Origin of the sequence: Gilliamella sp. W8136, from assembly GCF_016101285.1 — a bacterium.
GTDB lineage: Bacteria > Pseudomonadota > Gammaproteobacteria > Enterobacterales > Orbaceae > Gilliamella > Gilliamella apicola_N.
This window is the reverse complement of sequence record NZ_JACFQU010000005.1, coordinates 155,922-181,985: the sequence shown is the minus strand read 5'-3', so window position 1 is coordinate 181,985 and position 26,064 is coordinate 155,922. Positions and strand designations below refer to the sequence as shown.

Here is a 26,064-nt window from a genome sequence, read left to right as displayed (position 1 = left end):
AAATTTTTTGACCATGATATTTGTCTCCTATGATTTTTGTTTATATCATAGAGGCGACTTTTGTCCACTTTTTTGGCGAGGATCACCCCCCAACATTTTTTTAATGTGTTGAATTATGTAGAACGAGATAGGCGCATTTAATAAAAAATACAAAACAGTTCGAGTATTTTTCATTGGACGTTTTGATGGACGTTCTAAGCGTGGATTGAAATGGATTACTCTGGATGAGTATGGAATGAATAATAAAAATGAAAGCAAAAAAAAATTCACTTAAACCCTTTATGACAAAGGTCAAAATGAATTTCTCTGGATTGCTGTGGAACCCGCCACAAAAAATAGATGGCGAAAGCGCAGAAAAAAATAAAAGGCTCCCGCCTCTAACTATATCATATTGATTATTAATATTATTTACACGTTAAAAATTTTCTATAAAACCCGTTTGGACGTTTCATTGGACGTTCAAATATAGGACTTGTTCTTAGTAAAATAATATTATTTTTAATCAAAGTCAAACCTAAGTTTTGAGTATTACAAATTATTTATTGGTTAACTATTTTAGCTTCTCTCTGATGGGGATTAGTTGTCTTGTTACAGGATAATCTCCTTAGTTGATGGTTTAGTATACCGCTAATAATGTCTACAAAAAAGTATGCCGTTGCACTGCCAAATTAAAATTCGTTATTGAAAGTTAATTTGACAGTACCTCTAAATCTAATATAGTGATGAACCTTAGTACAGGATGCATTGAGTGTTAGTTGATCGAAAGAACCTAGAGTCTCCTCTGGTTATAGGGTACCAGTGATGAATTGAATGGCTTGATAACATTTGGTGGATGTTAGGATAATAAACGAAAATACCAAGCATTGCTCACAGTGATACACAAGCTTTTAATTATAGAATAAAAAACTACTTTTTCTCTTGTTTGGATTGAGCTAAACCCACTTTACTAATAAAGTAAAAAATAACTGCATTTAAAAAAATGCAAAACTGTTAATAATGTCACAAAATACTCCTCAGAGTAATTTTTAAGTAAGTATATCATTAGTTATATAGAATCAATTTACAGTATTAAAGAATTTGAGATAAAATTTTAATCACAAATTCTTGCTCTTCCTCTGTCAAAGAATAATAAATAGGTAAACTGATAGTACTAGAATAAAATTGCTCGGCATTTGGGAAATCACCATATTTAAATCCAAGATTTTTATAATATGGTTGGGTATGTATGGGAATATAATGAACATTAACCCCAATTCTGTTTGCTCTCAATAACTCGAAAACTCTCTTCCTATCGTCTTTTTTTTGCAATAAAATGGGGTAAAGATGAAAAGAGCTATAATTATATGGGGCTTGATATGGAAGAACTATAGGCAGATTTTGAAGTCGTTCATTATAATATTTAGCTATCAGGTTACGTCTGCTCACAAACTGATCAATTCTCTTTAATTGACTACATCCTAGAATCGCATGTATATCAGTCATTCTATAATTAAATCCTAAATCAATTTGCTGATAATGCCAATCACCATCAGGAGTAATAGGCATATAATTAATGTTTCTAGTAATACCGTGACTACGAAGAATTCGCATTTTTTCTGCAAGTATTGGATTATTAGTTATAGAAATTCCTCCCTCTCCAGTTGTTATAATTTTGACTGGATGAAAACTAAAAACAGTAATATCAGAATAATAGCAACTACCAATCTTCTTATCCCGATACATACCACCGATAGAATGTGATGCATCTTCAATAATATAAAATTTATATTTATCTGCTAATTTTTTTATTTTTAATAGATCACACGATTGACCAGCATAATTAACAGGAATAACAATTTTTGGTAGAGTATTATTTTTCTCAGCTTCAATTAGTTTTTCTTCAAGAAGCTCTGGATTCATATTATATGTCTGGGAGTCAATATCTACAAAATCAATAGTAGCACCACAATATAACCCACAATTAGCTGAAGCGACAAAAGAATTTGGTGAGGTCCACAATCTATCACCTTCAGATAAACCTAATGCTAAACAAGCAATATGTAGAGCAGATGTTGCGCTATTTGTTGCTACAGCAAATTGCCCTCCAACATAGTTACAAATATTGTTTTCAAAAATTTCTATAGTAGGTCCTTGTGTTAAAAAATCTGATCGAAGAACTTCAACCACTGAATTAATATCTTCAATAGAAATGTCTTGCTTTCCATAAGGGATATTCATATCTTATGACCTCTGTTAATTTATTAAATAAAATTTCTTTTAAAATCAATTAAATTATTTCATTTAAGCCAAGGTTACATCGAATAATAACACGCAAATCTATCATAAAACACTTCTGCTAAATGCCTAAACCAATGTTGATTAAACATTTACTACTGAACTTATGAGACAAAAGGATTTTGTATTAGCTTCCTTAGTTGAATAAAAGTTTACTTAATCACTGGTCGTATTTTTATATAAATTTATTACTATAAACAATATGAATTCCTTCCTACAATTCCGATAACTTTATTTGAGATCTATAGGTAATTGATTGTTTTTTAATAGTTTTTACGTTTTCATTATTAAGTCCTTTTATTTCTACTAAACTATAAGGATATTAGTATACTATATTTTAAATATCACATTTTGGCTTAAACAAAACCGGGTTGACTAACACTCTAAAAATTCTGCATGAAATTCACTTTCTTTTAAAATATCAAAAATAATTGATAGCATACAATAAATTTTATTAGTATTTAAATCTTGATGAAGTGGTAAAATTAAGATACTTGAAAAAATCTTTTCTGAAAAAGAAAAAGATGAATGACTACTAGTACAATATTTTTTATTTAAATGAATTGGATAATAATAAAAAGTACACTGAATACCTAAATCACCAAAAATTTTCATAATATTATAACGCTCTTGAGAATTCACAAAAATAGGAAAATAACTATATTCAGAAATTGGTTTATTTTTATTTGGTATACATTTTATGTCTTTTATACTCAACAAATACCAAGCATCTAATGTGGATAAAGATTTCTTATATTCTAAAAAGCTTAAGCATCTATAATATGCAGAATAAGCCTGAATTTTACTGATCGGTACTATATACTTTTCCTTAATCGTTCTGCTATTAATAAGAGCCTCAAGCGTATCAAATGAAATGGAAGTCTTTTTTTCTAAGTTGTAGTCATTTTCTATAAATTTGAGTTCTTTTAATAAATATATATTAATTTCATCGGAACAATTATGAGAGATTACAGCCCCCCCTCCCACAGAAGAACAAGGTTTTGAGCGTCCAAAAGAAACGATCGAGAACCAATATTTTAAATAATACCCAAATATTGTTGATTCCATGGGAAAACTCTGTGCTTCATCAAAAATAATGGGAATATTAAGCTGGGAAAGTAGATAAAGCATTTCTTCATCAATATAATTTTTACCAAAAAAGGAAGGAAAAATAAGTAAAGATTGTTGTTCTTTTTGTAAGGATTCAATGAAAGCCTTAGTCGGCATCAGATTATAATTTAATTCATAAAGTTTTATTTTACATTTACTCGTTAGTATTGCATCGGCTACCTCAAGACAAAAATAAGATGGGATATAAACACTGTCTATCGCCATGATATCTTTCATCATATTAATTATATATAATATTGCAGAACTTCCCGAATCCATTAATTTGATACTATTTTCATTAACCTTAAAATGCATACTAATATATTTAGTAAGAACTTGAAGATCGGCCGATGAGTTATAGTTATGTGATATATAATTAATACTATTCGTCTGATATAACGCATAATTATAGTTTGGTAATCTATAAAATCTAGTATCCATTTATATTTTCATCAACTTTTCAATATGGGGGAAAAAAACATTACAAAAATCAATAATATCAAAAAAATCAATATATTCATTTTTTGAATGCGCCTGTTCTAATTTTCCGGGTCCCCAAATAAAGATAGGAAACCCAAATGTTGAAAAAACTGATGCATCACAAGCACTCCTAAATATCTCCGTCTCATCTTTTATACCGTTATTATTAAGATAGGGATCAATTTGCAAATCATTATACTCTAATTTATGTTTATAGGAGTTACATATCTTATTAAAGACTAGCTTCATTTCATTTACCAGTAAATTATGGGGCAAAGTAAACGACCCATGAATTGTCAAGTTTGGTATAGGTAATGATGCATCTACCCCTCCATTTATTAAACCTATATTATAGTTAAAATGTTTGTAGTGTTTTAATTCTTGCTCAAGTTTATTGATTATTTCATAAAGTATTTTAATAGCATCAGGCTCGTACTGAGCATTCATGTGAGTAACAGTATTGTATATTGTTAATTGAAATGGCAACATTCCGAAAGTTGCAGTACACATTTTATTGCTAGATGGTTCACCAATAAAACATTGAGTACTAGTATCAACCAGTTTGTGAGACCTTAACCACTGGCTGCATCTGATTGAACCATTTCCACCTATTTCTTCATCCACTACTGAAGTGAAAATGATTTTCCCTCTCCAATTAGTATCTTTTAATATATTGCCTACAAAAGTATACAGGCATAAGCCAACTATCATATCACTGGCACCACGGCCATATAGTTTGAATTCATCAATAAAAACAGCGTTCTTTTTTACATCAAAGTCAATAATATCAATATCAATGTGTCCATTTAACAAAATGGTATTACCTGGTTTACCAGAATCAAGGATAGCATATAAATTAACTCTATCTCTATTTTTATAGTCATTGTAATAATCATGATAACGCCATGGTTTTTTTATATATTTCTCATTTTTAATATCTGAATAAGTAAAATAATCTAAGTAAGTTTTCCAACCATTATTATCTAAATACTTTTTTAATTTTATCTGAGATGATAATTGAGCATCAGAACCATAAATAGGATAAAAATCCATCAGTTCTGTGGCTAAAAATAAAGATTCACAAACATCGTAATTAAAACTTTGAATACTTTTATGAGACAAAATGTTATTTATTTTATCTTTCATCATAATATGACCCTATTCAAGTAATTTTAGAGCACCATTTTTTCATCAAATAAATATTAGTGCGATTAACATAATCATCTTCCCTAATTTCTAAAATAATATTTCCTTTGCTTTTATTTAATATAGAATTAAAACTTTCTATATAATGATCATTATTTGGAATAATTCCTTCATTACAAAACTGATTAGTTAATGGATTCGCAATCACATCAAAAGCGGAAAAATGCCAATGATGGATTTCATCAATAATGTTCAAGTAATCCATATGAAAACATTCTTTATATCGAGGTAATACTTTTCGGAAATCATCATCTATTTTAGATTTTTCCATAGTTTCAACCACATTAAAGTAATGACAAATATCCCAAGTAAATTTAAGCTTATCTGTTGACATATTTTTGACATCGCTGTCAAAAAGTATTAAAGCATCAGCATCATCGCATCTATTACCAATTGGAGGCATATTTTCTAAACATAATGTTAGTCCTTTAGAAAATTCTGTAGCTAAATATAACCTATCGAATAATTTATTTTTTAAATAATCAATATTTTTACCATGCCACTCATTTAATAAATATTTAATATTTGGATGTATTGTTAAAGTTTTTAATCCTAAATCATCACACATTTCAATACATAATTTAAGGTAATTAAAAACATTTGTATCATTTACATAATCACAATCATTCATAGGAAAATGAAAACTTATATTTTTATGACCAATTATTTTTCCTAATATATCAATATTGGCTCTAATTTTTTCTATTTTATTTCCTAGAAGGTCATTGATTGAGAAAATAATTGCTTCAGCCTTATTAAAGTTAGAAATTAATTTTTGTGAAACTTGCTCTAGATCCAGTGCATAAAAAGAAAAACCAAGCCTGCTATCAATTGATTCATTTAGATTCATGTGCTTTATTCCATTTAATCATTCTTTCTATTCCTTCAATAAGACTAATTTTAGGTTCATATCCAAGCAGATTCCTTGCTTTATCTATGCTAACTCTTCTTAATTGAATATCGGGAACAAACAAATTAGTTATCTCTATTTTTGATTTTGATTTCACTAATTTCTTAATTAATTTTGCCAGTTCAAATATCGTTAGCTGATTGTGAGGATTACCTATATTAAAAACCTCACATACATAATTTGATTCTATGGCTTTAGTTACACCTAAAATGAAATCATCAATATAACACCAAGCCCTGAGTTGCTTGCCATCACCATCAACATACACATCATCATTATTAAGCATTTTAGTCAAAAAAGTATTAATAGCATTACTTCCTTTTCTGTATTCACCAAAAATATTAAATGGCCGAATAATAATGACGGGGATACCATATTCACGATGATATGCAGAAGTTAAATGATCGGCCGTTATTTTGCTGGCGGCGTAACACCATCTAGGTTCACTTATACAGCCTATAATAGCGGGATCATGTTCTGTTGCATTATCGCTTGTATTTCCATAAATCTCACTGGTACTAAATGTTATATATTTTTTAAGATTGGATTGCTTTGATGCTAAATTTAAAGAATTTTCAGCGCATTTCAAATTAGTTAGTATGGTTTGAATGGATTCAACAGTAACTTTTTTTATTCCTAATAACGCAGATACATTAATAATATAATCATAATCTGTCCCTACATTTAAAAAGTCTTTTTTGTTAGTGATATCCATTTTGTAGATTGTGATATTCGTTAAATCTAATGACATTAATTTAAGAACTGAATTTTCATATTCAATTTTATCTACAATAGTAATATAGTTGGTTATATGGTAATGTCGAACAAGAGCTGCTCCAATAAACCCCAAGCCGCCCAAGATTAGAATTTTTTGATTATATAACATACACTACTCCTATTACATAAATAATTACTATTACAAACTCCAATAGGTATAGCCTAGCTCTATAGCTTTTTCTTTATCAAAAATACTCTTAACGTCTAACAATATAGCATTCTCTTGATTTCTATATTTTAGCTTTAACTCTTCTAAACTTATTTTTCTATATTCATCATGAGGAACTGTCAGAACTATTATGTCATTATTATCTGACATCTTTTTTACATAATTATATGGTAGAAGGTTCATAGCTATATCCTCTTCAATATAGCAATCAAGAACTTCAATATTATAGTTATACTGATTTAACACATTTACCAAATCCAAAACTTTTGAGTTTCTAGCATCACCAATATTTTCTCTGAAAGAAAAACCTAGAAAAGTTATTTTCGGGGTATTAATATTATTTACCAGAATAAACTCATTAATAACTGATTCAATTAGGTTAACCATTTTTTCATTTATATTTCTAGCTGATTCTAACAAAGAAAGGTTAACACCAATCTTTTGCGCTTTTTCAATTAAATAATAGGAATCGACACCTATACAATGCCCTCCAACTAATCCAGGACAAAAATCCAGCGCATTCCATTTTGTTTTACATGCTTTTAATACATTTACACTACTAATTCCAATTGATTGCAATAATATAGAAATCTCATTTAAAAATGCAATATTTATATCTCTTTGACAATTTTCTATAATTTTTGCAGCTTCAGCCTCTTTTATGCAGCTAGTTTTATACAGCGGTACATCAACTATACTTTGGTAAACTGATGAGATTGTATTTAACGCCTTATCACAATTTGAAGACACTATTTTAACTGTATTTCTAATTGTATGCATATCATCGTTACAATTAATTCGTTCAGGAGAATATCCAACCTGAAAATCTTTTTTCGCTTTCAATTGTGAAACTCTCTCTAAAAGAGGAATACATAAATCCTCTGTCACTCCTGGGTAGACTGTAGATTCATATACGACTATATCCCCTTTCTTTAATTTTCGCGCAATGGTTTCCGTTGCTGAAAATAAACAACTTAAATCAGGTTTATTTTTACTATCAATAGGAGTCGGAACAACAATTATATAAAAATTAGAATTAAGTAAATCATCGCTACAGTAGGTCATATTTGAAGTATTATATGTTTTTTTTAATCTCTCGATTTTTTTGCTATCAATATCAAAACCTATTGTTTTATAAATTTTAGAAAATTCAAGGAAAAGAGGTAAACCGACATACCCCATTCCTATTATTGCAATTTCAAATTCTCTATTATTTGTATTGTTCATAACAGCACCTCAGCATATTAATTTTACTTAATGATCAACAATAAAATCCATTAAACTAATGTTCTTGGCCTGCACTATGATTTTACTCCAGTTTTTTAAGAGTTTAACGTGTAAGAAGTATTCTTCATTACATTCGGCAATACATTTTGTAGTGACTTTCCTTAATTCTTGTCCTATCTTTGAATAATTTTCATCGAATTTTAATAATACTTCATCAATAATTCTGATTATATGCTCTTCTCTTTTAGTATCATTAGAAGCAAATGATGCTATTTTTTCAGAAAGAGACTCACACATTTGTTGAGAAACGAAGCAATCATCATAATCACAAAAGTTATCAATAAGCTTATCATTATAGATACTTCCATATAATGAAAAATAATCTGCAAATTTTAACATCCCATACCAATATTTTAGTTTTTTATCATACTCAAATCTTTCATCATGATATTCATGAAACACGGGTCTAGTATGATGTACAGATGGGTAGCCTAATGCAGTCGAGGTATCAAAAGCGAAATAATCCGCTGCTAATGTATTTTTACCAGGTAAGTTTGGTAGAAACTCAAATAGTCGATATACACTTACATTACCACAGTCAGGATTACACCCATCGTTAACAGAAGTAACTAAGGAAATAACATCATTTTGAGGAACGGGTTGCTCTAATTTGAATATATCATCGCAAATATCAATAATATGCTCAGATTTAAAACCAAGTAGTTCATATATTTTATAAACATAGTCATACGACACTTTTGCAAAATCTTTTACATCAAGATTCCACTCACCTAAGTAATTCCCACCAACCACAAGTATTCGTCTTTTATTGTTTATATCTTGTTTAAGATTTTTGATATCCAAGTCATTAACTATTTCCATTATTGGTTTACCTAAATACTTTAACTCATACTCAATTGGATAGACTTCCCTAGCTTCACTCCTTCTATCAAATAACAAACAAGTATCAGAATCTCTTCTATGATAGGCGTTAGCCCCCATTGAGCACGCAAATAAACCTAATTTATTCGTAGCAGTAGCATAATCGGTACCTGTATAAGTAAAAATCTTATAGAAATCATCATCCATACCTTTAAAAAGTGACTTAAAGTATTTTTTCTGTACATCAACAGATAGATGTAGAATATTCAATTTTGGATATTGATTTTTTAATGATTTAATAATTTCATTATTTTCTATAGATGAAAATTCATTGGTTTCAACTACAATTAAAGGAATATTAACTTGCAAGACATTATTTGCGTATAAAATCTCCTTAATATAACTACTAACACTATCTTTAATACTTCTATTTGTTGGTATAAAAAATACTGATTTCATAGTTACTCCTTAGTTACTCCTTAGTTAATTGAACTAATAATTAATTTTGTAACAAACGATAATATTTAAAATGATTTTTCAAACACATAATATTTAAAATCCTTAGCTCCCCATGTTTTTTTAAATTGTCTTAATGTATCACTATGTGAAAACCCCAAGTTGATATAATCAATATCTGAATACTTAGTAATAATATGGGAGAGTACTTTATGATTTGGTTTAAATTTCAATGAAACACTATCACTAGCGTTTATCCAATAAAAGATATTATTTTTTGATTTTAATATAATACTACCTGATACAATTTTGCCATTATAGTAAGCTAAATATAGTTCTGCATTTCTTTCATCATTAAGCAAATCTTCGATTAAAGGCAAACTGATACAATAATTAGCATTAACTTTTTTCATGGTTTTTATATATAAATCATAAAAAAACACTAATTCACTACGATTATTTTTATTATAACAATGAACTGTTATTTGATTTTTTTCTGCGCATCTAATATCTGTTCTCACACTACCTTTAAATAAGCGATAACCCAACTCTCTAAACTCTTGCATTACAATTATTTGAGTAGTCATTTCTGTTTTCAGATACTTATTTAGGTTTTCTACAGAAAGTTCGCAAGGAAAAAGTGGAGGGATTATTATTTTTTTTATGTCTATATCATGGATAATTTTTAGATTAACAATTATTTCTTCAAGAACAAAACAACTCTGTGGTGCTGGAAATATACCGCCATAACCTATGACACCAATTTGGTATATTTTATCAATTTCATTGTAAAATAGATCAACCTTGTAATTTCTATTTGCAGCATTAATTACTATATTTATATAATTAAATTGAAAATATTTAGTTATGATGTTTTTGAAATAATCATCATGGAAACAGCAATGATATGATTGTAGTTTATTTACCATTCTCCACTCCATCATTATCAGAAAAATATTTAGCAAAACAAATTTATATATAAAATAGAATTAATTTTCTAAGTCATTAATTGTTAATGGATTTAAGTTTAATCAACAAATAATATTTGATATGCTCTATATTTATTTAATTTTTAAGATAAGAAAGCTATAAATAACTTTTGTTACAAAGAACGAATACATTGATTTATTATTTTTACAATACCGGTTATCTGTTTTATAGTAAATTTAAATTTTTGTCAATATAAAAGATCAATCTTCAGAGTCCGATCTTGAAAAAGTATTGATCGAACATCTTACAAATTTTCTGCTTGAACTTGGCGACGACTTTGCCTTTTCCGCCCAACAATGTAAACTGAGAATTGATGATTATTGCTTCAAAAATAGATTTTACTTTTTTCATCGTCGGCTAAAATGCTTGATACTTATCGAAATACTATTGATAATTGTTTAGATGAATTTAAAAAGCAGGGGAGATCTGCTACTTATTCTGATCAAGCTATTGAGTGTTGTTTAACAATAAAAGCACTGTTTCAATTCCCGTTACGTCAAACCATTGGTTTACTTGAGAGTCTATTTTCTTTGGCTAAGCTTAGTTCCGCTGTTTAAGTTGTCTGCTGTATTGTGAGGTTCATTGTTGGGGGGTATCATGCGAAGCAACGACTGGACACCACGAAAAGTAGTCTAGAACTCAGTCAAAAAGGGATCAGACTTGACCAATTGGAATGAATAATAAAAATGAAACCAAAAAAAAATTCACTTAAACCCTTTATGATAAAGGTCAAAATGAATTTCTCTGGATTGCTGTGGAACCCGCCACAAAAAATAGATGGCGGAAGCGCAGAGATTCGAACTCTGGGAGGGTCGCCCCTCGCCGGTTTTCAAGACCGGTGCTTTCAACCGCTCAGCCACACTTCCGCAATGGCTGTGCATATTAAAGTAGACTTACTTATTTGTAAATAGGTATTTTAAATTTTTTGATTGTTTGCTTTAATTTTCATCAAATCTAGCCATAATTAGTGTAAATATGGCGCTTTCACTATCAAAATAGTGTTGGAATTTATTTTAACGGGTATAATATGGCACAAATAAAAATGCGTGTTTACAAAAATGTTAGAGCAAATACAAACTGATGATAATGGTTATTTAAAAAATTGGCAGGATTGGACTGTTGATTTGGTTCCTTTATTGGCAAAAAAGGAGTCTATTGAATTAACTGATGCACATTGGGAAGTGATTTTATTTGTCCGTGATTTTTATTTAGAGTATAAGACATCGCCAGCGATTAGAGCGTTAGTTAAAGCGATGGAAAAAAAATTTGGTGTAGAAAAGGGTAGTAGTCGTTATTTATATAAATTATTTCCTGATGGCCCTGCTAAACAAGCAACTAAACTTGCAGGCTTACCAAAACCCGTTAAATGTATCTAAATAAGCGAATAGAATAATCTCATGATTAGATGGAAATTGCCTTTAATTTTACTTCTTGTGCTTGGTTATTTGCAATACTCGCTATGGTATGGCAAAAATAATATTTATGATTACCAAGATAATCTACAAGTGTTGGCTGATCTTCATGAGCAAAATGCACGATTAAAAGATCGTAATGAACAGATGTTTGCCGAGATTAATAGTTTGCAGCAAGGTTCTGAAGCGATAGAAGAGCGTGCGCGCAACCATTTAGGTATGGTAAAACCGAATGAATATTTCTATCGAATTATTAAAGATCCCAACCCGCAATCTCAATAAGGCGTAACGTGAATAGTACCAGTAATATTGTCGCAATTGTTCCAGCCGCTGGAATCGGTTGCCGTATGAATAATCAATTACCAAAACAATATTTGAAAATTGGCTCCAAGACGGTCATTGAGCACACTTTAAATAAGCTATTATCGCATCCTAAAATTACACAGGTGATTGTCGTTATTAATCGTGAAGATGTAATATTTAAAACGCTTGCAATTGCTTTGCATGATAAGATAAAAGTCACTATAGGCGGAGAAACCCGTGCCGAGTCGGTATTAGCGGGTTTGCATTTATTAAATGATAATCAATGGGCGCTGGTTCATGACGCAGCAAGACCTTGTGTTTGCCATGATGATATAACACAATTAATTGATATTGTACTCAATGCACAACAAGGCGGTATTTTAGCTACTCGCGTCAGCGATACCATAAAGCGTGCTTATCAAAATAATGATAATATTATTGAATGCTCCGAAGATAGAAATTATTTATGGGCAGCAGCAACGCCACAGTTATTTAAAGCAAATGAGCTAAAATCATGTTTGCAGCAGGCTTTGGATAATCATATGACAATTACTGACGAAGCTTCTGCCATTGAATATTGTGGTGGGCATCCATTATTGGTTGAATGTCGCCGCGATAATATCAAAATTACTCGACCTGAAGACTTAGCGTTGGCCACTTTTTATTTAACTACATAAATGATTATAGGTAGAATTATGCGAATAGGTCATGGATTTGATGTTCATAAATTTGGAGGGCAAGGCCCCATAACGCTTGGAGGAGTGAAAATTCCTTATCAATATGGTCTGGTTGCTCATTCCGATGGGGATGTGGTATTACATGCCATAACTGATGCGTTAATTGGTGCATTAGCGTTAGGAGATATTGGTAAACTTTTTCCTGATAACGATCCTCAATATAAAGGAATTGATAGCCGAATATTATTAAGAAAAGTTTATAGCATTATTCAAAACAAAGGTTATGAACTTGTTAATTTAGATACGACTATTATTGCTCAAGAGCCTAAAATGCGTGGGCATGTCGATCAAATGCGAGTTAATATTGCTGAAGATCTTAATGTTCACTTTGATCAAATTAGTGTCAAAGCAACCACTACAGAACAATTAGGTTTTACCGGGCGTAAAGAGGGTATAGCCTGTGAAGCAGTCGTATTACTTACTAAAATAGCTAAAGTCAATTAAATCAAAAGATAGGTAGCATTCGTGTTAACAGAACTGAATTATTTTTATGGTAAACCAACAGTAACAGGACAATATAAACAACAATATGAAGATTTTATTGTTACTGAAGATCTCGGATTTGAGCTAACCGGTGATGGTGAACACGTCTTGGTTTATCTTCAAAAACGTGATTGTAATACGATATTTGTTGCTGAGCAATTAGCTAAATATGTGGGTATTTCAGCCAAGTTAGTCAGTTATGCAGGATTAAAAGATCGCCAAGCGGTCACTCGTCAGTGGTTTAGTTTACATATGCCAGGTCAAGCAACACCTGATTTTTCGGATTTTAATTTAGACGGATGTGAAATTTTAAAAATTACACGACATAATAAAAAATTAAAAATAGGGGCTTTGAAAGGCAACTATTTTGATATTACGTTGAAAATGCTAAGTGATAAATCAGGGATTGAGACTAAATTAGCGTTAATTAAAGAAAATGGGGTGCCAAATTATTTTGGCGAACAGCGTTTTGGTCGCGAACAAAATAATATCACTCAAGCTATCAAATGGGCAAATGGCGAGATTTCCGTTAAAGATCGTAAAAAACGCAGTTTTTACCTTTCAGCAGCACGTAGTGCGATTTTTAATGATATTGTCAGTCAACGAATTGCCGAAAATTTGCATCGTACCGCACTTGATGGTGATATATTACAACTTGCTGGGCGTGGAAGTTGGTTTGTTGCAAAAACAGAAGAACTCGATTTATTGCAACACCGTTTAGAAAATCGTGAAATTACCATTACTGCACCTATGCTGGGCGATTCCCCACTAGGGACAATGTCTCAAGCACTTGAATTTGAGCAAAATTGTTTAAAAAATTGGACCATTTTTCTTGAATTATTTAAAAAAGAACGTATTGAAACTGCAAGGCGCTCTATAGTGGTCTATCCTTTAGAACTTAACTGGCAATGGTTAAATGATAATAGTCTTACTATGCGTTTTTATTTACCGTCAGGATGTTACGCCACAAGTGTGATACGTGAATTGATAATAGGAAATGAGTAATACATATGCAAAGTTTAAAAATGCAGTCTCTAATTAAATTATTGCGTCAGCAGGGAATCAAAGATGAGCGTGTCTTAACAGCTTTTGCCTCTATACCACGAGAACACTTTATCGACGAGGCTCTATCCCATCAGGCTTATGATAATTGTTCTTTACCGATAGGGAGTGGGCAAACCATTTCACAACCTTATATCGTTGCAAAGATGACCGAGCTATTACGTTTAGAACCTAACTCAAAAGTGCTTGAAATTGGAACTGGATCTGGTTATCAAACGGCAATTTTAGCCAAATTAGTCAACCACGTTTGTTCGGTTGAAAGAATTAAAAGTTTACAATGGAATACTAAACGTCGTTTAAAACAGTTAGACATTCACAATATTTCAACTCGACATGGAGATGGTTGGTTAGGATGGCCGGAACGAGGTCCATTTGATGGTATTATTGTCACTGCTGCTGCAACACAGGTACCACAAAGTCTTTTAGATCAGTTAGCGGATAAAGGGCGCTTAGTCATCCCTGTTGGGGATGAAGACAATCAAGTCCTTCAATTAATAAAACGCAGTGGTGACGGTTTTATTGTAAAAAATGTCGAAGATGTTAAATTTGTCCCACTTATTAAAGGTGATATTGAATAACAAAGCCTTATTAATAACTTTAATGAGCTCGTTAATATTTAAGATTTAATACTCAGTATTTTTTGACTGATCTTATATTACTGTTTTTTGTTATTTTTAATAATATAAACAAATAGTGATTGATTAGATTTTGCTGATTTTCTTTTGAATATTATCCACCATACTCATGGGTACCTGTCTTTATAGCAATAGCAACTAAAGTGATAACTATTTAATTAAAAAATTCTGATTGTTGGCTGGTGAAATCTTTCGATTATTAATTTCTAAATATCATTGAATAGATATAAAATTATCCATGCTGTTTGCATGGATAATTTTTTACTGAAACGTATGCATTTCCTGAAACTTTTTGACAGACATATTTATTGTGTTTGTTCAGAATTTCTCCACTCACAAATACCATAAATTGCATTAAATAGATAAATTAAATATTGTGCAGCAATAACGATGTTATCTGTATAAATATTAAGACCAATTACCAACACATTTAATATCACCCAAAAATACCAATTGAATGAGTAACGCATCATCAACAATAATTGGGCAACAATTCCTAATCCAAAGATAAAGCAGTTAGTTATAAGCTGATAACTACTATTGTTGACTTCAAGCGATTCAGTGATGTAAATATTTAAAAATACTGCTGCAATAAGGGCGATAATGGCACATAAAAAATTACTTTCGCTCAAGGTTCTGGATTTAACATTTTTATTGTTATCTTGATTTTTTTGCCAATTAATTAAGCCATAAATGTGTGAACCAAAATAGCAAATACTTGGTAAGCCAGCACCAATATTACCGTTAAGAAAGTTAGCAGAGCATTCAGCAACATTGGCTAACATGCCCATCACATTTCCCATATTTTTACGTTTGGCCAATAATATTACACAGATCAATCCACAAAAAGCACCAATATAGGAAATGGTATAACGAAGATTAAATTGACTAAATGGGTCGGTGTATAAAAAGACCAACGTTACACATATTATGCAAAAAAGTGGATAGAATTTGTTTCGTCCAATAAATATTATAAGTTGATTTAATTTATTCATAATTAATACTCTTCATTGTTGATAAGTTGATTGACTAAATCAATACAACATAAATAGCGTTCTTCATAATTAGGTGAATCTATTCGAATATAGTTAATGTTATTTTTTTCTAAAATTGAGATGAGCAACTGTTGAAAGTCTTTACGCTGTTTCGGACTCCCCAAATGGCGTAATCCGTCGGCTACCCAAGGTGTATTGTTGCCAAGCAATATAACTAGATCAAAACGGTAGTTGTTAATCATTGCTTGTAAAAATGGGTGTTCTTTACCTTCATATTTTTTACAGAAAGCTTGAGTCGTGACAAAATCAGTATCAATAAATGAGACTTTATTGGCATGTTTTATTGCAAAATCAATATATTGTGCATGACCTAGTGCAATTTTATCGTAATCTGCATATTGTAATGCTCGTTCGTCTCCGCCTAATTGAGAAAAAACGTAATCTCGCCCATATTCCCAAGCGCTGGTAGTATTAAATACATTAGCTAATTTATTGACTAATGTTGATTTACCACTTGATTCGCCTCCTAAAATCGCCACTGTTCTAACAAAGAATGGTCTGACTTCAGTTGGAATGTACTGCCAATTTTTGAGGGGTGCTTTGCGAATTTGGGTACCACTAACTTTCATAAATTCTCTTTGTGGATCGATGAGTACCGTATTTAAATTAAATAACTCCTTGTACATGGTAACGTCTTGAGGTTCGCTTGAATAAACGCATTCAGGTTCGATGCCTTTTGCTTTAAACAGCTTTTTGACGCGTTCACTCCATTGCAGCCAACCATTTGGATAGGCAGGGATGCCATCTTCTTCTAATAATTCAATGTGAATATTTTTTTGATATTTAAAAGTTTGTAATAGCCAACGAATTCGATCATTGATTGTTGGTTGCCGAGACATGGCACTTTCTTCAAATAATGCCATATCACGTTCTGTATCGGAACAAAGAATCACATATAACTCATCGACTTGACTAATTGCACGTTGAATAAGGTGAATATGTCCAGTATGTAATGGATAAAATTTACCAAAAATGACCCCCACTTTTTTGTTTTTGGTTGGTTGTTCAATTTGCAAATATTGGTGAAGCGATTGCAATTTTTGCGCACTTGGATTTTTGATTTTATCGTTAGCGAGTTGACTTAAATAACCTTTAGTCATTTGACAAGCATCGGCAACGGTTTGCAATGATAAATTCCTACGTTTGATTGCTTTTTTTAAATAACTGAAGCTATTCATAGTGTTTCCTTATACTTTGTTTTTTATTTTTAACAAAATATACATTTTTTTAATCAAATGTTCAATATATAAAACTAAATTAATTTTTTATTTAACACAAAATTAAATTTTATGGAAATTTAAGCAGAAATAGCCAATACTATTTTAAGTACGGTTATCATGGATAGATATGCGATACAGACATGTTTATAACATGAATATATTTAAATAATTAAAATATAAAATTATTAAAAAAGGGACAGTATGAAAATTCAAAAAATAGTTTTTTTAATTGCATTAGTTTCAGGTAGTGCTTTTGCCGATAATAATATCACTTTAAATAAAGTGACTTTATTTTTTCAAGGTGCCGAATTACAAGGTCAAGCAATGGTATCACTAAAGAAAGGTGAAAGTGAAATAGTTTTAACTGGAATTGCAGATGGTATTAGACCAAACTCTATAAATGTTGGATTTGATGTTAATAGTAACGTAGAAATATTATCCGTATCATTAGACGAAAAGCATCCAAAAACTAATGAAAATAGTAGTGAAATCAGTGCATTAAATCAACAATTGCAACAGTTACAAAAAAAGTTTGATACAACTGAAATTCAGTTAAAAGCTGTAAATGAGCAAATTGAACTTTTGAAAGGCAATCGATTAGAAAAATTAACTAAAATTGATAATGATGATTTAGCTCAATTAAAAAAAGTGATGGATTTTATCAAAACTAATTTGGTTGTTGCATTAGATGAACAATATCAGTTACAACAAGAAATTGAACAATTAACCTTTCAGATAACTGAATGCCAAACTAAAATCGACAAACAAAAGCAAGCTCAAGAGGCTTTAGTTAGTGCTGTTGTCGTAAAAGTTCATGCTCAAAATGACATTACATTACCCGTTACGCTTTCTTATATAACTAAAAACGCAGGTTGGAAGCCTGTTTATGATATTCGCGTTAAAGATATTGATTCTCCATTACATTTAACCTATAAAGCTGATATTTACCAAAATAGCGGTATAGATTGGAAAGATATTAATTTTAGCTTGTCAACGTCTCTACCTACAGATAACCTAAAGTCATCGGAATTATGGTTATGGCATATTGACACTTATTCAGAAAAAGGTGGGTTCTTTTTTTCTAAAATTGGTTATGATGAAAAGAGCGAAAAAGAATCAAGATCGAGAAGACCATCGGATGAAGATTTTCCTAATGAGTTGGGTGTGAATACTCAGTTTGAAGTTAATTTGCCCTATACCATTAAAACAAACAATCAAAGTGACTTATTAACATTACAAGATAAAGAAGTGAAAGCCCAATACCATTATGTGGCAACACCAAAAATAGATAATAACGTTTATTTGGAAGCACAAATTGCAGATTGGGATAAACTTAATTTATTACCTGGTCAATCATCAATATTTTTTAATGGTAAATATATAGGTAAAAGCTTTATTAATACAATATTTGCTGAAGAGACTCTAGATCTTTATTTAGGTAAAGATAGAAATATTTCACTTTCACGCTATCGAGATAATAGTGAAACCTTAAAACCTGTGTCGGTGGGTAATGATGTTTCACAAAGATATGCCTATACGATTGATGTAAAAAATGGCAAGTCGATGCCAATAAATTTAGTTGTCTATGATCAGCTCCCAGTTATTATCAATAAAATCGTAACGCTTGATGATATTAAGTATACCGGTGCAAGTTATGATAAAAAAACAGGATTAATAAAATGGAAGTTTGATTTGAATCCGAATGAGACTAAAAAACTTAATTTAAGCTTCAAACTCACTTATCCAAAAGATAAAGTTAACGATATAATGGGACTAAAAGTTAATAACTGAACATATCCCATGTTAATAGAATGGTTAACCCAATTTGAACAAAATAGCCAAATCAGTTTACTTGATATTCATTTAGCTCTGTTTTTAACCGATAAAGCGGAGCTAGATGATGATATTACAGCTAAACGTTTTAGTTTTTTAGTCTTATCACTGAGTAAAGAAGTGAGAGCAGGTCATGTCTGTCTTGATCTGACTAATTTAAATCAACAATTCATTGAACCACAATTATGGCAGGATTTGGGGGCACCGAGTGAACAAGCTTGGCAAGCTGTACTTGAACAAGCTGAAAGTAAACACGTTGTGAGTGATGGCAGAAACTTATCACCCCTTATTTTTACCCAAAATAAACTCTATTTTCAGCGTATGTGGTTTGATGAAGTCAATGTAGCTCAATATTTTAATCACACAACACTTGCCCAAGAATCCAATTACTTAATTGATTTAAATGTAATTCTCAATCAGCTTTTTAGCAATAATGAAGAGTCTATCGATTGGCAAAAAGTTGCCGTGGCAGTTGCATTAACCCGTAAAGTAGCCATTATTTCTGGTGGGCCGGGAACGGGGAAAACCACAACAGTTGCAAAAATACTTGCTGCAATTAGACAAACAAATCCTAAAGCTCGATTAGTTACATCCGCACCTACAGGTAAAGCGGCGTCAAGATTAACTGAATCGCTAAGTCGAGCAATTGAACAGCTTTCCTTATCACCTTTAAATATTAATACAGAATCAATTACTTTGCATCGCTTATTGGGCGCCAAAGCGGATAATCGCTCGTTCACGTATGATAAAGATAATCCACTCAACTTGGATGTATTAGTGATAGACGAAGCATCAATGGTAGACTTAAATATGATGGCGAGAGTAATAGATGCGTTACCATCCTCAGCACGCTTAATTTTACTTGGTGATAAAGATCAACTTTCATCGGTCGAAGCAGGTGCTGTATTTGGTGATCTCTGTGCATTTATTACGGATGGATACAGCGAATTACGAGCTAAAGAGTTAAGCCAAGTGACAGGTTATGATGTGCCAATTTCAGAGCAAACAGCCAACATTACTGACAGTATTTGCTTATTACAGAAGAGTTATCGATTTGATGAGGCATCGGGTATCGGTTTACTTGCTAATGCGGTAAAAGATGGGAAATCAGGTGTTGTTAAACAATTATTAAACAATGCTTCATTGAGTGATATTAAGTATCAGGAACTTTCATCTCAGCAAGCCTACCAAGCTGTTTTACATGATAGTGTGGATCAATATCAACATTATCTAAATGCAATAAATCAACACGGTGTTGATGATATTGCAACGATTTTAGATAAATTTGCGCAATATCGCTTACTTTGCGCAGTTCGAGAAGGGCAGTTTGGTGTGAGTGGTTTAAATAAGCAAATCGAGTCTTTATTAGCTCAAAAAAAGTTCATTCACCTTAAGAATGACGAAGCTTGGTATGTCGGTCGTCCGATTATGATTTTACGCAATAGCATTTCATTAGGACTTTATAATGGTGATATTGGAATTACTTTAAGGGCAGAGCATGACCATTCAAAATTACGAGTCTATTTTCCATTTGCGGACGGTTCGATAAAAGGGTTTTCTCCTTTCCGATTACCTGAGCATGAAACGGCTTATGCAATGACGATCCATAAATCACAAGGTTCAGAATTTGATCATGTAAATATTATTTTGCCAACGGATTATTCACCATTACTTAATCGTTCATTACTTTATACCGCTATCACTCGCGCTAAAAAAACGGTTTCAATTTATGCAATGGAACAAATTCTGCAAGAAGCAATAAAATCTCAAACACAAAGGCACAGTGGTTTAGTTAATTTATTACTGAATAAAGGATAAAGTTCTATAAATAAAAGTTAGCAGATTGATTATTTTATTAGATATTAAAAATAAAAAATTATATAGGCACGAAGAGAGTACAGGGCATATCGCCCTGTAATTGGTATTAATGAATAATTTTAGCTAAGAAGTCTTTAGCACGATCTGATTGTGGATTAGAGAAGAATTGTTCTTTTGAGGTATCTTCAATAATTTCTCCCTTATCCATAAAGATAACACGGTGTGCAACTTTACGCGCAAAGCCCATTTCATGAGTAACAACCATCATCGTCATGCCTTCATAAGCAAGTTCAACCATTACATCAAGTACTTCATTAACCATTTCTGGATCAAGCGCTGAGGTTGGTTCGTCAAATAACATAACAATTGGATCCATGCAAAGTGCTCGAGCAATCGCAACACGTTGCTGTTGACCACCAGAAAGCTGGGCAGGGTATTTATCAGCATGAGCAAGTAAACCCACACGTGCTAATAGATTAAGAGCTTTTTCACGAGCCTCTTCATCCGCTCGACCTAATACTTTAATTTGGGCAAGCGTTAAATTTTTTAAAATGGTTAAATGAGGGAAGAGTTCAAAATGTTGAAATACCATACCCACTTTTGATCGTAATTTCGCTAAATTAGTTGCGGGATCGGTTATTTCTGTCCCTTCAATAATGATTTTACCTTGTTGTACGGGTTCTAAACCATTAACAGTTTTGATTAATGTTGATTTACCTGAACCAGAAGGTCCACAAACAACGACAACCTCACCTTTACCTACTCTTGTTGTGCAGTTCTTTAAAACTCGAAATTGTCCATACCATTTTGATATATTTTCTAAGGAGATCATCGATTTATCCCTTTCTTAAAATAATTAACTAACAGTGAAGCAGTAAAACAAATTACAAAATAACTTGCTGCTGCAAAAATAATCATTGAATATTTAACCGTACCGCCTTGAACATTACCAATTTGAGTTACACTTGCACCGAAAAGGTCAATTAAACTCATCACATAAACTAACGAGGTGTCTTGGAATAAGATAATACCTTGAGTTAGTAACAGTGGCACCATAGACCGAAATGCTTGAGGTAAGATAATTAAGCGCATGGCTTGACCTTTAGTCATACCTAAAGCATAAGCAGCATGATATTGGCCTTTGTTCACTGCATTGATACCCGCGCGAATGATTTCTGAATAATAAGCTGCTTCAAAAAGTGCAAAAGCGATCATTGCTGAAACAATACGTACATCCGCATAAGGTGGTAAATTAAATATATATTTAATAACTTGTGGCAATGCTAAATAGAACCATAACAGCACTAATAATAGTGGAATGGAACGAAATAAATTTACGTAGCATTTAGCAAAAATATTAAGCAATTTATTATTTGATAAACGCATTAACGCAAGCATAGTACCCCAAACAATACCAAAAATGACCGCATTAAGGGTGATTTTTGTTGTTAACCATAAACCACTTAATAGTAAATGATAATTATCAAATACCAATGAAGGTATATTTGCAATCCAATCAAAAAGCTGCATTTTATCCTCCATGATTCATGTTAGGTAAGCGAGTATGTTTTTCAACAATACGCATAATAGTGAGTACCGCATAATTTATTAGCATAAAGGCGATCGTTACACCACACAAAATTTCGACAATACTATTGGTTGATTCATTAATACGATCAATCTGTCCAATTAAATCTATTAACCCAATTGTTGAAGCAACAGATGAGTTTTTAATAATATTAGTCATTTCTGATGTTAATGGTGGAATAATGCGACGATAAGCATTAGGTAATAAAACGTATCTATATGCTTGACGATTGGTTAAACCAAGTGCGATTGCTGCATATCTTTGGCCTTTAGGCAAAGTTTGAATACCCGTTCTTACTTGCTCGGCAATTCGCGCAGATGTGAACAATCCTAAAGCAGTTGCGGCGATGATGAACGAACTAATATTTGGTGATAAACCAGATACAAACCACGTTCTTAAACTGCCTATCAGAAGTTCAGGAAATAGCATATACCATAAAAACATTTGTACAAGTAAGGGGATATTACGAAATAGCTGAATATAGCTTGCCGCAAAATTACTTAGAAACTTGTTGTCAAGTGTTCTACAGATACCAACCAATGAACCCAGCACAAAGGCGATGATCCATGCTGTAATGGCTAATGAAATGGTCACAAAAATGCCATCTAACAGCCAATTTAAATAAATCCCATCACCATAAGGGGTGGGTTCAAAAAATAGTGTCCAATTAAAACTCATAATATATTTAATTCACTAATTTAGATTATGTACTAAATGCTACGGCATTTAGTACATGGATTAGAAAGATAAGAAAAGTATTAATCTAATGCTTTATCGTTAGGGTTTGCAAAAAGCTCAACCATTTTCGGTGAAATTTCAAGTTCCATATTTGCACCTTTTGGTGGTACTGGTTGAGTGAACCATTTGTTATAAGACTCTAATGCTTTTCCTGATTTTTGGGCTTCAGCAATGGCGTTGTCCATTAGTTGTTTAAATTGAGTGTCACCCTTTCTTAACATACAACCGTAAGATTCATAAGATAAAGGTTCACCAACAATTTTCCACTCAGCAGGATTAATTGCACGTGAACGTTCACCAGCCAATAAAGCATCATCCATTAAAAATGCAGCTGCACGACCAGTTTCAAGTGCATTAAATGCATCACCATGATCTTTTGGGGTAATGATCCGGATACCTAATTTTTCTTTATTGTTGATTTGATTTAAACGGATTTCAGAAGTAGTACCCGCAGTCGTTACTACATTTTTGCCTTTTAAATCTTCAATAGTATTGATATTACTATCTGCTTTAACTAAAAAGCGCGTACCTACAATAAAGATGGTGTCTGAAAAATCAACTGTTTTTTGGCGTTCAAGATTGTTAGTAGTTGAACCACATTCAAAATCGTAAGTATAGTTGTTAAGAAGTTGAATACGTGTCTTAGAAGTAACAGGTAAATATTTTACTTTAAGGTCAGGTAAGTTTAACTCTTTTTTCACTGCATCTACGATTAGATTAGAGTAATCTTGTGAATAGCCAATCACTTCTTGCTTATCGCCATAGTAGGAAAATGGAATAGAAGATTCACGATGACCAACAACAATAACACCACTTTCTTTAATTTTAGCTAACGTGCCAGTAAGTTCTTCAGCTAATGCCGAACCAGTCATTAGACCTAACATTGCAAGTGATAAAACTAATTTGGTTAATTTTGTCTTTTTGTTCATTCTCGTCTCCTACTGTTTGATTTGTATCATATTAAATTTATTTAATATTTTTACAAAGGGCGTATATTATAACTTATTTTTTAGCATAAAAGTACTTTTTACTGTTTATTTATATATCATTGGCTCCAAATGCGTAGCTATAATTATGCTTTATAAGCAATTATTTCTGAACATGATTTTATTTGAAACTAGGTATAGTTAAGCAATATTTATGCCATTATCGTAAATTATGAACGTCTTTTTATAAATATTGGGATACACATTAATATCATGAACAATAAATAAGGTTTATTTCCCCATCTAGCATAAGGAGTTAGGCCAGTAGTTGGTGATAGACTCTCAGTTAAAACAGTGGTGGTAAATGCTGGAATTTGTTTTATGATTCTTCCTTGCTGGTTAATTATTGCGGTAATACCATTATTAGTACTGCGAATTAATGGACGACCAAACTCTAATGCTCTAGCTTGTGCCATTTGCAAATGCTGTTTTGGACCAATACTATCACCAAACCAAGCATCATTTGAGACAGTGAGTAAAAAATCTGTATCAGGCTTAAAGTTTTCCCATATAAGATCGGATAAAATTACTTCATAACAGATAGCGGTTGTGAATTTAAACCCTTTCATGGTTAATTGGGGCTGTGTTTCATCGCCTGCTTTCATTGAAGACATTGGAATATTAAGCAGTTCAGTAATGGGTTCAAGTAAAGATTCAAATGGTGTAAATTCACCAAATGGTACTAAATGATGTTTTTGATAACGATGAGCTGTTGGGTATTGATAGGGTTCTTTTTTGCCCAATACAATTAACGAATTATAAATATTACCTTTATTTCGATTGTCTGGTTCATTAAAACGATAATCAATAATACCAACGGCAATTTCAGAATCATTCGCTCTTGCTTGATTATCTAGATAATATAAAAAAGGTTGTTGATTGGTTTCAAAATCTGTAATGCTGGCTTCTGACCATATTATAATCTTATCTTTACCAAAACTTTGTTGGGTAAGTTGATAATAGGTTTCTAAAGTATTATTTAATTGTTCACTGCTCCACCTTAAAGTTTGTGGAATATTGCCCTGAATTAATGAAAAATTCGCTATACGATGATGATCAACTTCGGTCCAGTTTTTATCTTTGAATAAAATTGGTGCAATGAAGATCGTTAATAGTGCAATTATTGCACCAAGCGCGTGCTTTTGGGATTGATGTTGCTTAATTTTATATAAACTGTAAATAGCTAGTCCACATAAAAAACAAGTTAGCAAATTCACACCATCTATACCAACGATAGGAAAATAGGCCCGCAGTGGGCTATCAAGTTGGCTATAACCAAGTTGTAACCATGAAAAACCCGTTAAAATGTAACCACGTAAAAATTCAGTACATTGCCATAAGATAGGTGCAGCTAATGCCAATTGCTTGAATGAAAATTGAGGTGCTAAACGATCTGCATTTCTAAGTAAAAAAGCAAATAACATCGGGTAAAGTGACAAATATAGGATCAGAAAGCCTAGTATCACCATCGCAATAGGTGTAGGTAGTTCCCCATATTGTTTAATACTGATATAAACCCAATGGACTCCTGAGGTAAAATAACCAATTCCCCAAGTCAATCCTAATAACATTGCTTGTTTTTTAGTTTTATTTGCAATAAGCCATAATAGGCCAGCAAAAGAGATAAATGCTAAAGGCCAAATATGAAAGGGTGCATAACTAAAAACAGCGATGCAACCGTAAATAAAACTTAGTAGCAGATATTTAAGCATG

General features: G+C 31.7%; 25 protein-coding genes and 1 tRNA gene. 10 read left to right on the top strand and 16 right to left on the bottom strand.

The annotated features are described in order from the left end of the window. Positions 1–1,068: 1,068 nt before the first annotated feature. From pseC to H3T96_RS04700, 8 genes are all read right to left on the bottom strand, one after another. The gene (gene pseC, locus H3T96_RS04735; protein WP_144091594.1) at positions 1,069–2,217 is read right to left on the bottom strand and encodes a UDP-4-amino-4,6-dideoxy-N-acetyl-beta-L-altrosamine transaminase; all 1,149 of its coding nucleotides are present in this window, start codon (positions 2,215–2,217) and stop codon (positions 1,069–1,071) included. Positions 2,218–2,649: 432 nt separating this feature from the next. Beyond that, a complete protein-coding gene (locus tag H3T96_RS04730; RefSeq protein WP_144091595.1) occupies positions 2,650–3,825 on the bottom strand; it encodes a DegT/DnrJ/EryC1/StrS family aminotransferase in 1,176 nt (391 codons plus the stop codon). Further along, entirely contained in the window at positions 3,826–5,013 is a 1,188-nt protein-coding gene (locus H3T96_RS04725; RefSeq protein WP_144091596.1) for a M20/M25/M40 family metallo-hydrolase, read from the bottom strand. It lies immediately after the preceding gene. 13 nt (positions 5,014–5,026) lie between these two features. Then, positions 5,027–5,920, bottom strand: a complete 894-nt coding sequence (locus tag H3T96_RS04720; protein WP_144091597.1) for a TIM barrel protein — start codon at positions 5,918–5,920, stop codon at positions 5,027–5,029. Then, the gene (locus tag H3T96_RS04715; RefSeq protein ID WP_144091598.1) at positions 5,907–6,866 is read right to left on the bottom strand and encodes an NAD(P)-dependent oxidoreductase; all 960 of its coding nucleotides are present in this window, start codon (positions 6,864–6,866) and stop codon (positions 5,907–5,909) included. Before H3T96_RS04715 ends, H3T96_RS04720 begins: the two co-directional genes overlap by 14 nt. Positions 6,867–6,896: 30 nt before the next feature. After that, complete coding sequence (locus tag H3T96_RS04710; protein WP_144091599.1) at positions 6,897–8,153, bottom strand: nucleotide sugar dehydrogenase; 1,257 nt, start codon at positions 8,151–8,153, stop codon at positions 6,897–6,899. Positions 8,154–8,180: 27 nt separating this feature from the next. Next, entirely contained in the window at positions 8,181–9,494 is a 1,314-nt protein-coding gene (locus H3T96_RS04705) for a DUF6271 family protein (protein WP_186279220.1), read from the bottom strand. A gap of 65 nt (positions 9,495–9,559) precedes the next feature. Beyond that, entirely contained in the window at positions 9,560–10,420 is an 861-nt protein-coding gene (locus H3T96_RS04700) for a GNAT family N-acetyltransferase (RefSeq protein ID WP_144091600.1), read from the bottom strand. A gap of 292 nt (positions 10,421–10,712) precedes the next feature. Between H3T96_RS04700 and H3T96_RS14985 the strand changes: the two genes are divergently transcribed. Both H3T96_RS14985 and H3T96_RS04690 read left to right on the top strand, forming a co-directional pair. After that, complete coding sequence (locus H3T96_RS14985) at positions 10,713–10,883, top strand: PDDEXK nuclease domain-containing protein (RefSeq protein WP_370531423.1); 171 nt, start codon at positions 10,713–10,715, stop codon at positions 10,881–10,883. Then, positions 10,844–11,038, top strand: coding sequence for a transposase (locus H3T96_RS04690; protein ID WP_144091601.1), 195 nt, complete (start codon positions 10,844–10,846; stop codon positions 11,036–11,038). Before H3T96_RS14985 ends, H3T96_RS04690 begins: the two co-directional genes overlap by 40 nt. Positions 11,039–11,259: 221 nt before the next feature. Here H3T96_RS04690 and H3T96_RS04685 read toward each other — a convergent pair. Next, a tRNA-Ser gene (locus tag H3T96_RS04685) sits at positions 11,260–11,347 on the bottom strand. A 192-nt stretch (positions 11,348–11,539) separates the two neighbouring features. Here H3T96_RS04685 and H3T96_RS04680 point away from each other — a divergent pair. Genes H3T96_RS04680 through H3T96_RS04655 form a run of 6 tightly spaced genes read left to right on the top strand, consistent with a single transcriptional unit; the run spans position 11,540 to position 15,056 of the window. Next, positions 11,540–11,857 carry a TusE/DsrC/DsvC family sulfur relay protein gene (locus H3T96_RS04680; protein ID WP_144091602.1) on the top strand — a complete coding sequence of 106 codons (318 nt, stop codon included), beginning with the start codon at positions 11,540–11,542 and terminating at the stop codon, positions 11,855–11,857. 21 nt (positions 11,858–11,878) lie between these two features. Beyond that, positions 11,879–12,175, top strand: a complete 297-nt coding sequence (ftsB, locus tag H3T96_RS04675; RefSeq protein WP_039128044.1) for a cell division protein FtsB — start codon at positions 11,879–11,881, stop codon at positions 12,173–12,175. Positions 12,176–12,183: 8 nt separating this feature from the next. Further along, the gene (gene ispD / locus H3T96_RS04670) at positions 12,184–12,873 is read left to right on the top strand and encodes a 2-C-methyl-D-erythritol 4-phosphate cytidylyltransferase (RefSeq protein WP_186279221.1); all 690 of its coding nucleotides are present in this window, start codon (positions 12,184–12,186) and stop codon (positions 12,871–12,873) included. Positions 12,874–12,891: 18 nt separating this feature from the next. Beyond that, the gene (gene ispF / locus H3T96_RS04665; protein ID WP_144091604.1) at positions 12,892–13,377 is read left to right on the top strand and encodes a 2-C-methyl-D-erythritol 2,4-cyclodiphosphate synthase; all 486 of its coding nucleotides are present in this window, start codon (positions 12,892–12,894) and stop codon (positions 13,375–13,377) included. Between the two features lie 21 nt (positions 13,378–13,398). Next, entirely contained in the window at positions 13,399–14,421 is a 1,023-nt protein-coding gene (gene truD / locus H3T96_RS04660) for a tRNA pseudouridine(13) synthase TruD (protein WP_039128038.1), read from the top strand. Positions 14,422–14,426: 5 nt separating this feature from the next. Continuing rightward, positions 14,427–15,056: a protein-L-isoaspartate(D-aspartate) O-methyltransferase gene (locus tag H3T96_RS04655; protein ID WP_039128036.1), complete on the top strand. Its 630-nt coding sequence runs from the start codon at positions 14,427–14,429 to the stop codon at positions 15,054–15,056. Positions 15,057–15,418: 362 nt separating this feature from the next. On the opposite strand, the gene pnuC is transcribed toward H3T96_RS04655, so the two are convergent. Further along, complete coding sequence (gene pnuC, locus H3T96_RS04650) at positions 15,419–16,108, bottom strand: nicotinamide riboside transporter PnuC (protein ID WP_144091605.1); 690 nt, start codon at positions 16,106–16,108, stop codon at positions 15,419–15,421. A gap of 2 nt (positions 16,109–16,110) precedes the next feature. Further along, entirely contained in the window at positions 16,111–17,346 is a 1,236-nt protein-coding gene (gene nadR, locus H3T96_RS04645; protein WP_144091606.1) for a multifunctional transcriptional regulator/nicotinamide-nucleotide adenylyltransferase/ribosylnicotinamide kinase NadR, read from the bottom strand. A gap of 243 nt (positions 17,347–17,589) precedes the next feature. On the opposite strand from nadR, the gene H3T96_RS04640 reads away from it, so the two are divergent. Then, positions 17,590–19,179, top strand: coding sequence for a DUF4139 domain-containing protein (locus H3T96_RS04640; RefSeq protein WP_086326640.1), 1,590 nt, complete (start codon positions 17,590–17,592; stop codon positions 19,177–19,179). Positions 19,180–19,188: 9 nt separating this feature from the next. After that, a complete protein-coding gene (gene recD / locus H3T96_RS04635) occupies positions 19,189–21,039 on the top strand; it encodes an exodeoxyribonuclease V subunit alpha (RefSeq protein WP_144091607.1) in 1,851 nt (616 codons plus the stop codon). 106 nt (positions 21,040–21,145) lie between these two features. Here the strand turns inward: recD and H3T96_RS04630 are convergent, their stop codons facing one another. The 5 genes from H3T96_RS04630 to lnt all read right to left on the bottom strand — a co-directional run bounded on the left by H3T96_RS04630 (position 21,146) and on the right by lnt (position 26,063). Beyond that, positions 21,146–21,871 (bottom strand): amino acid ABC transporter ATP-binding protein, encoded by a 726-nt coding sequence (locus tag H3T96_RS04630; RefSeq protein ID WP_144091608.1) that lies wholly within the window; start codon positions 21,869–21,871, stop codon positions 21,146–21,148. Continuing rightward, positions 21,868–22,569, bottom strand: coding sequence for an ABC transporter permease subunit (locus H3T96_RS04625; protein WP_039128854.1), 702 nt, complete (start codon positions 22,567–22,569; stop codon positions 21,868–21,870). The genes H3T96_RS04630 and H3T96_RS04625 overlap by 4 nt, the downstream gene beginning before the upstream one ends. Position 22,570: 1 nt before the next feature. Then, positions 22,571–23,305, bottom strand: coding sequence for an amino acid ABC transporter permease (locus H3T96_RS04620; RefSeq protein WP_144091609.1), 735 nt, complete (start codon positions 23,303–23,305; stop codon positions 22,571–22,573). An 80-nt stretch (positions 23,306–23,385) separates the two neighbouring features. Continuing rightward, the gene (locus H3T96_RS04615; RefSeq protein WP_039128847.1) at positions 23,386–24,294 is read right to left on the bottom strand and encodes a glutamate/aspartate ABC transporter substrate-binding protein; all 909 of its coding nucleotides are present in this window, start codon (positions 24,292–24,294) and stop codon (positions 23,386–23,388) included. A 227-nt stretch (positions 24,295–24,521) separates the two neighbouring features. Then, positions 24,522–26,063, bottom strand: a complete 1,542-nt coding sequence (gene lnt, locus H3T96_RS04610) for an apolipoprotein N-acyltransferase (protein ID WP_039128843.1) — start codon at positions 26,061–26,063, stop codon at positions 24,522–24,524. Position 26,064: the final 1 nt, after the last annotated feature.

Bases quoted from the DNA above. Each gene is read 5' to 3' on its own strand.
- H3T96_RS04680 (WP_144091602.1), top strand. From the start codon at position 11,540: ATGTTAGAGCAAATACAAACTGATGATAATGGTTATTTAAAAAATTGG.
- ftsB (WP_039128044.1), top strand. From the start codon at position 11,879: ATGATTAGATGGAAATTGCCTTTAATTTTACTTCTTGTGCTTGGTTAT.
- pseC (WP_144091594.1), bottom strand. From the start codon at position 2,217: ATGAATATCCCTTATGGAAAGCAAGACATTTCTATTGAAGATATTAAT.
- H3T96_RS04700 (WP_144091600.1), bottom strand. From the start codon at position 10,420: ATGGTAAATAAACTACAATCATATCATTGCTGTTTCCATGATGATTAT.
- H3T96_RS04725 (WP_144091596.1), bottom strand. From the start codon at position 5,013: ATGATGAAAGATAAAATAAATAACATTTTGTCTCATAAAAGTATTCAA.
- H3T96_RS04630 (WP_144091608.1), bottom strand. From the start codon at position 21,871: ATGATCTCCTTAGAAAATATATCAAAATGGTATGGACAATTTCGAGTT.
- nadR (WP_144091606.1), bottom strand. From the start codon at position 17,346: ATGAATAGCTTCAGTTATTTAAAAAAAGCAATCAAACGTAGGAATTTA.
- H3T96_RS04710 (WP_144091599.1), bottom strand. From the start codon at position 8,153: ATGAACAATACAAATAATAGAGAATTTGAAATTGCAATAATAGGAATG.
- H3T96_RS04705 (WP_186279220.1), bottom strand. From the start codon at position 9,494: ATGAAATCAGTATTTTTTATACCAACAAATAGAAGTATTAAAGATAGT.
- H3T96_RS04625 (WP_039128854.1), bottom strand. From the start codon at position 22,569: ATGCAGCTTTTTGATTGGATTGCAAATATACCTTCATTGGTATTTGAT.
- H3T96_RS04715 (WP_144091598.1), bottom strand. From the start codon at position 6,866: ATGTTATATAATCAAAAAATTCTAATCTTGGGCGGCTTGGGGTTTATT.
- H3T96_RS04640 (WP_086326640.1), top strand. From the start codon at position 17,590: ATGAAAATTCAAAAAATAGTTTTTTTAATTGCATTAGTTTCAGGTAGT.
- pnuC (WP_144091605.1), bottom strand. From the start codon at position 16,108: ATGAATAAATTAAATCAACTTATAATATTTATTGGACGAAACAAATTC.
- H3T96_RS04655 (WP_039128036.1), top strand. From the start codon at position 14,427: ATGCAAAGTTTAAAAATGCAGTCTCTAATTAAATTATTGCGTCAGCAG.
- H3T96_RS04730 (WP_144091595.1), bottom strand. From the start codon at position 3,825: ATGGATACTAGATTTTATAGATTACCAAACTATAATTATGCGTTATAT.
- ispF (WP_144091604.1), top strand. From the start codon at position 12,892: ATGCGAATAGGTCATGGATTTGATGTTCATAAATTTGGAGGGCAAGGC.
- H3T96_RS04620 (WP_144091609.1), bottom strand. From the start codon at position 23,305: ATGAGTTTTAATTGGACACTATTTTTTGAACCCACCCCTTATGGTGAT.
- H3T96_RS04720 (WP_144091597.1), bottom strand. From the start codon at position 5,920: ATGAATCTAAATGAATCAATTGATAGCAGGCTTGGTTTTTCTTTTTAT.
- H3T96_RS04690 (WP_144091601.1), top strand. From the start codon at position 10,844: ATGCTTGATACTTATCGAAATACTATTGATAATTGTTTAGATGAATTT.
- lnt (WP_039128843.1), bottom strand. From the start codon at position 26,063: ATGCTTAAATATCTGCTACTAAGTTTTATTTACGGTTGCATCGCTGTT.
- H3T96_RS04615 (WP_039128847.1), bottom strand. From the start codon at position 24,294: ATGAACAAAAAGACAAAATTAACCAAATTAGTTTTATCACTTGCAATG.
- recD (WP_144091607.1), top strand. From the start codon at position 19,189: ATGTTAATAGAATGGTTAACCCAATTTGAACAAAATAGCCAAATCAGT.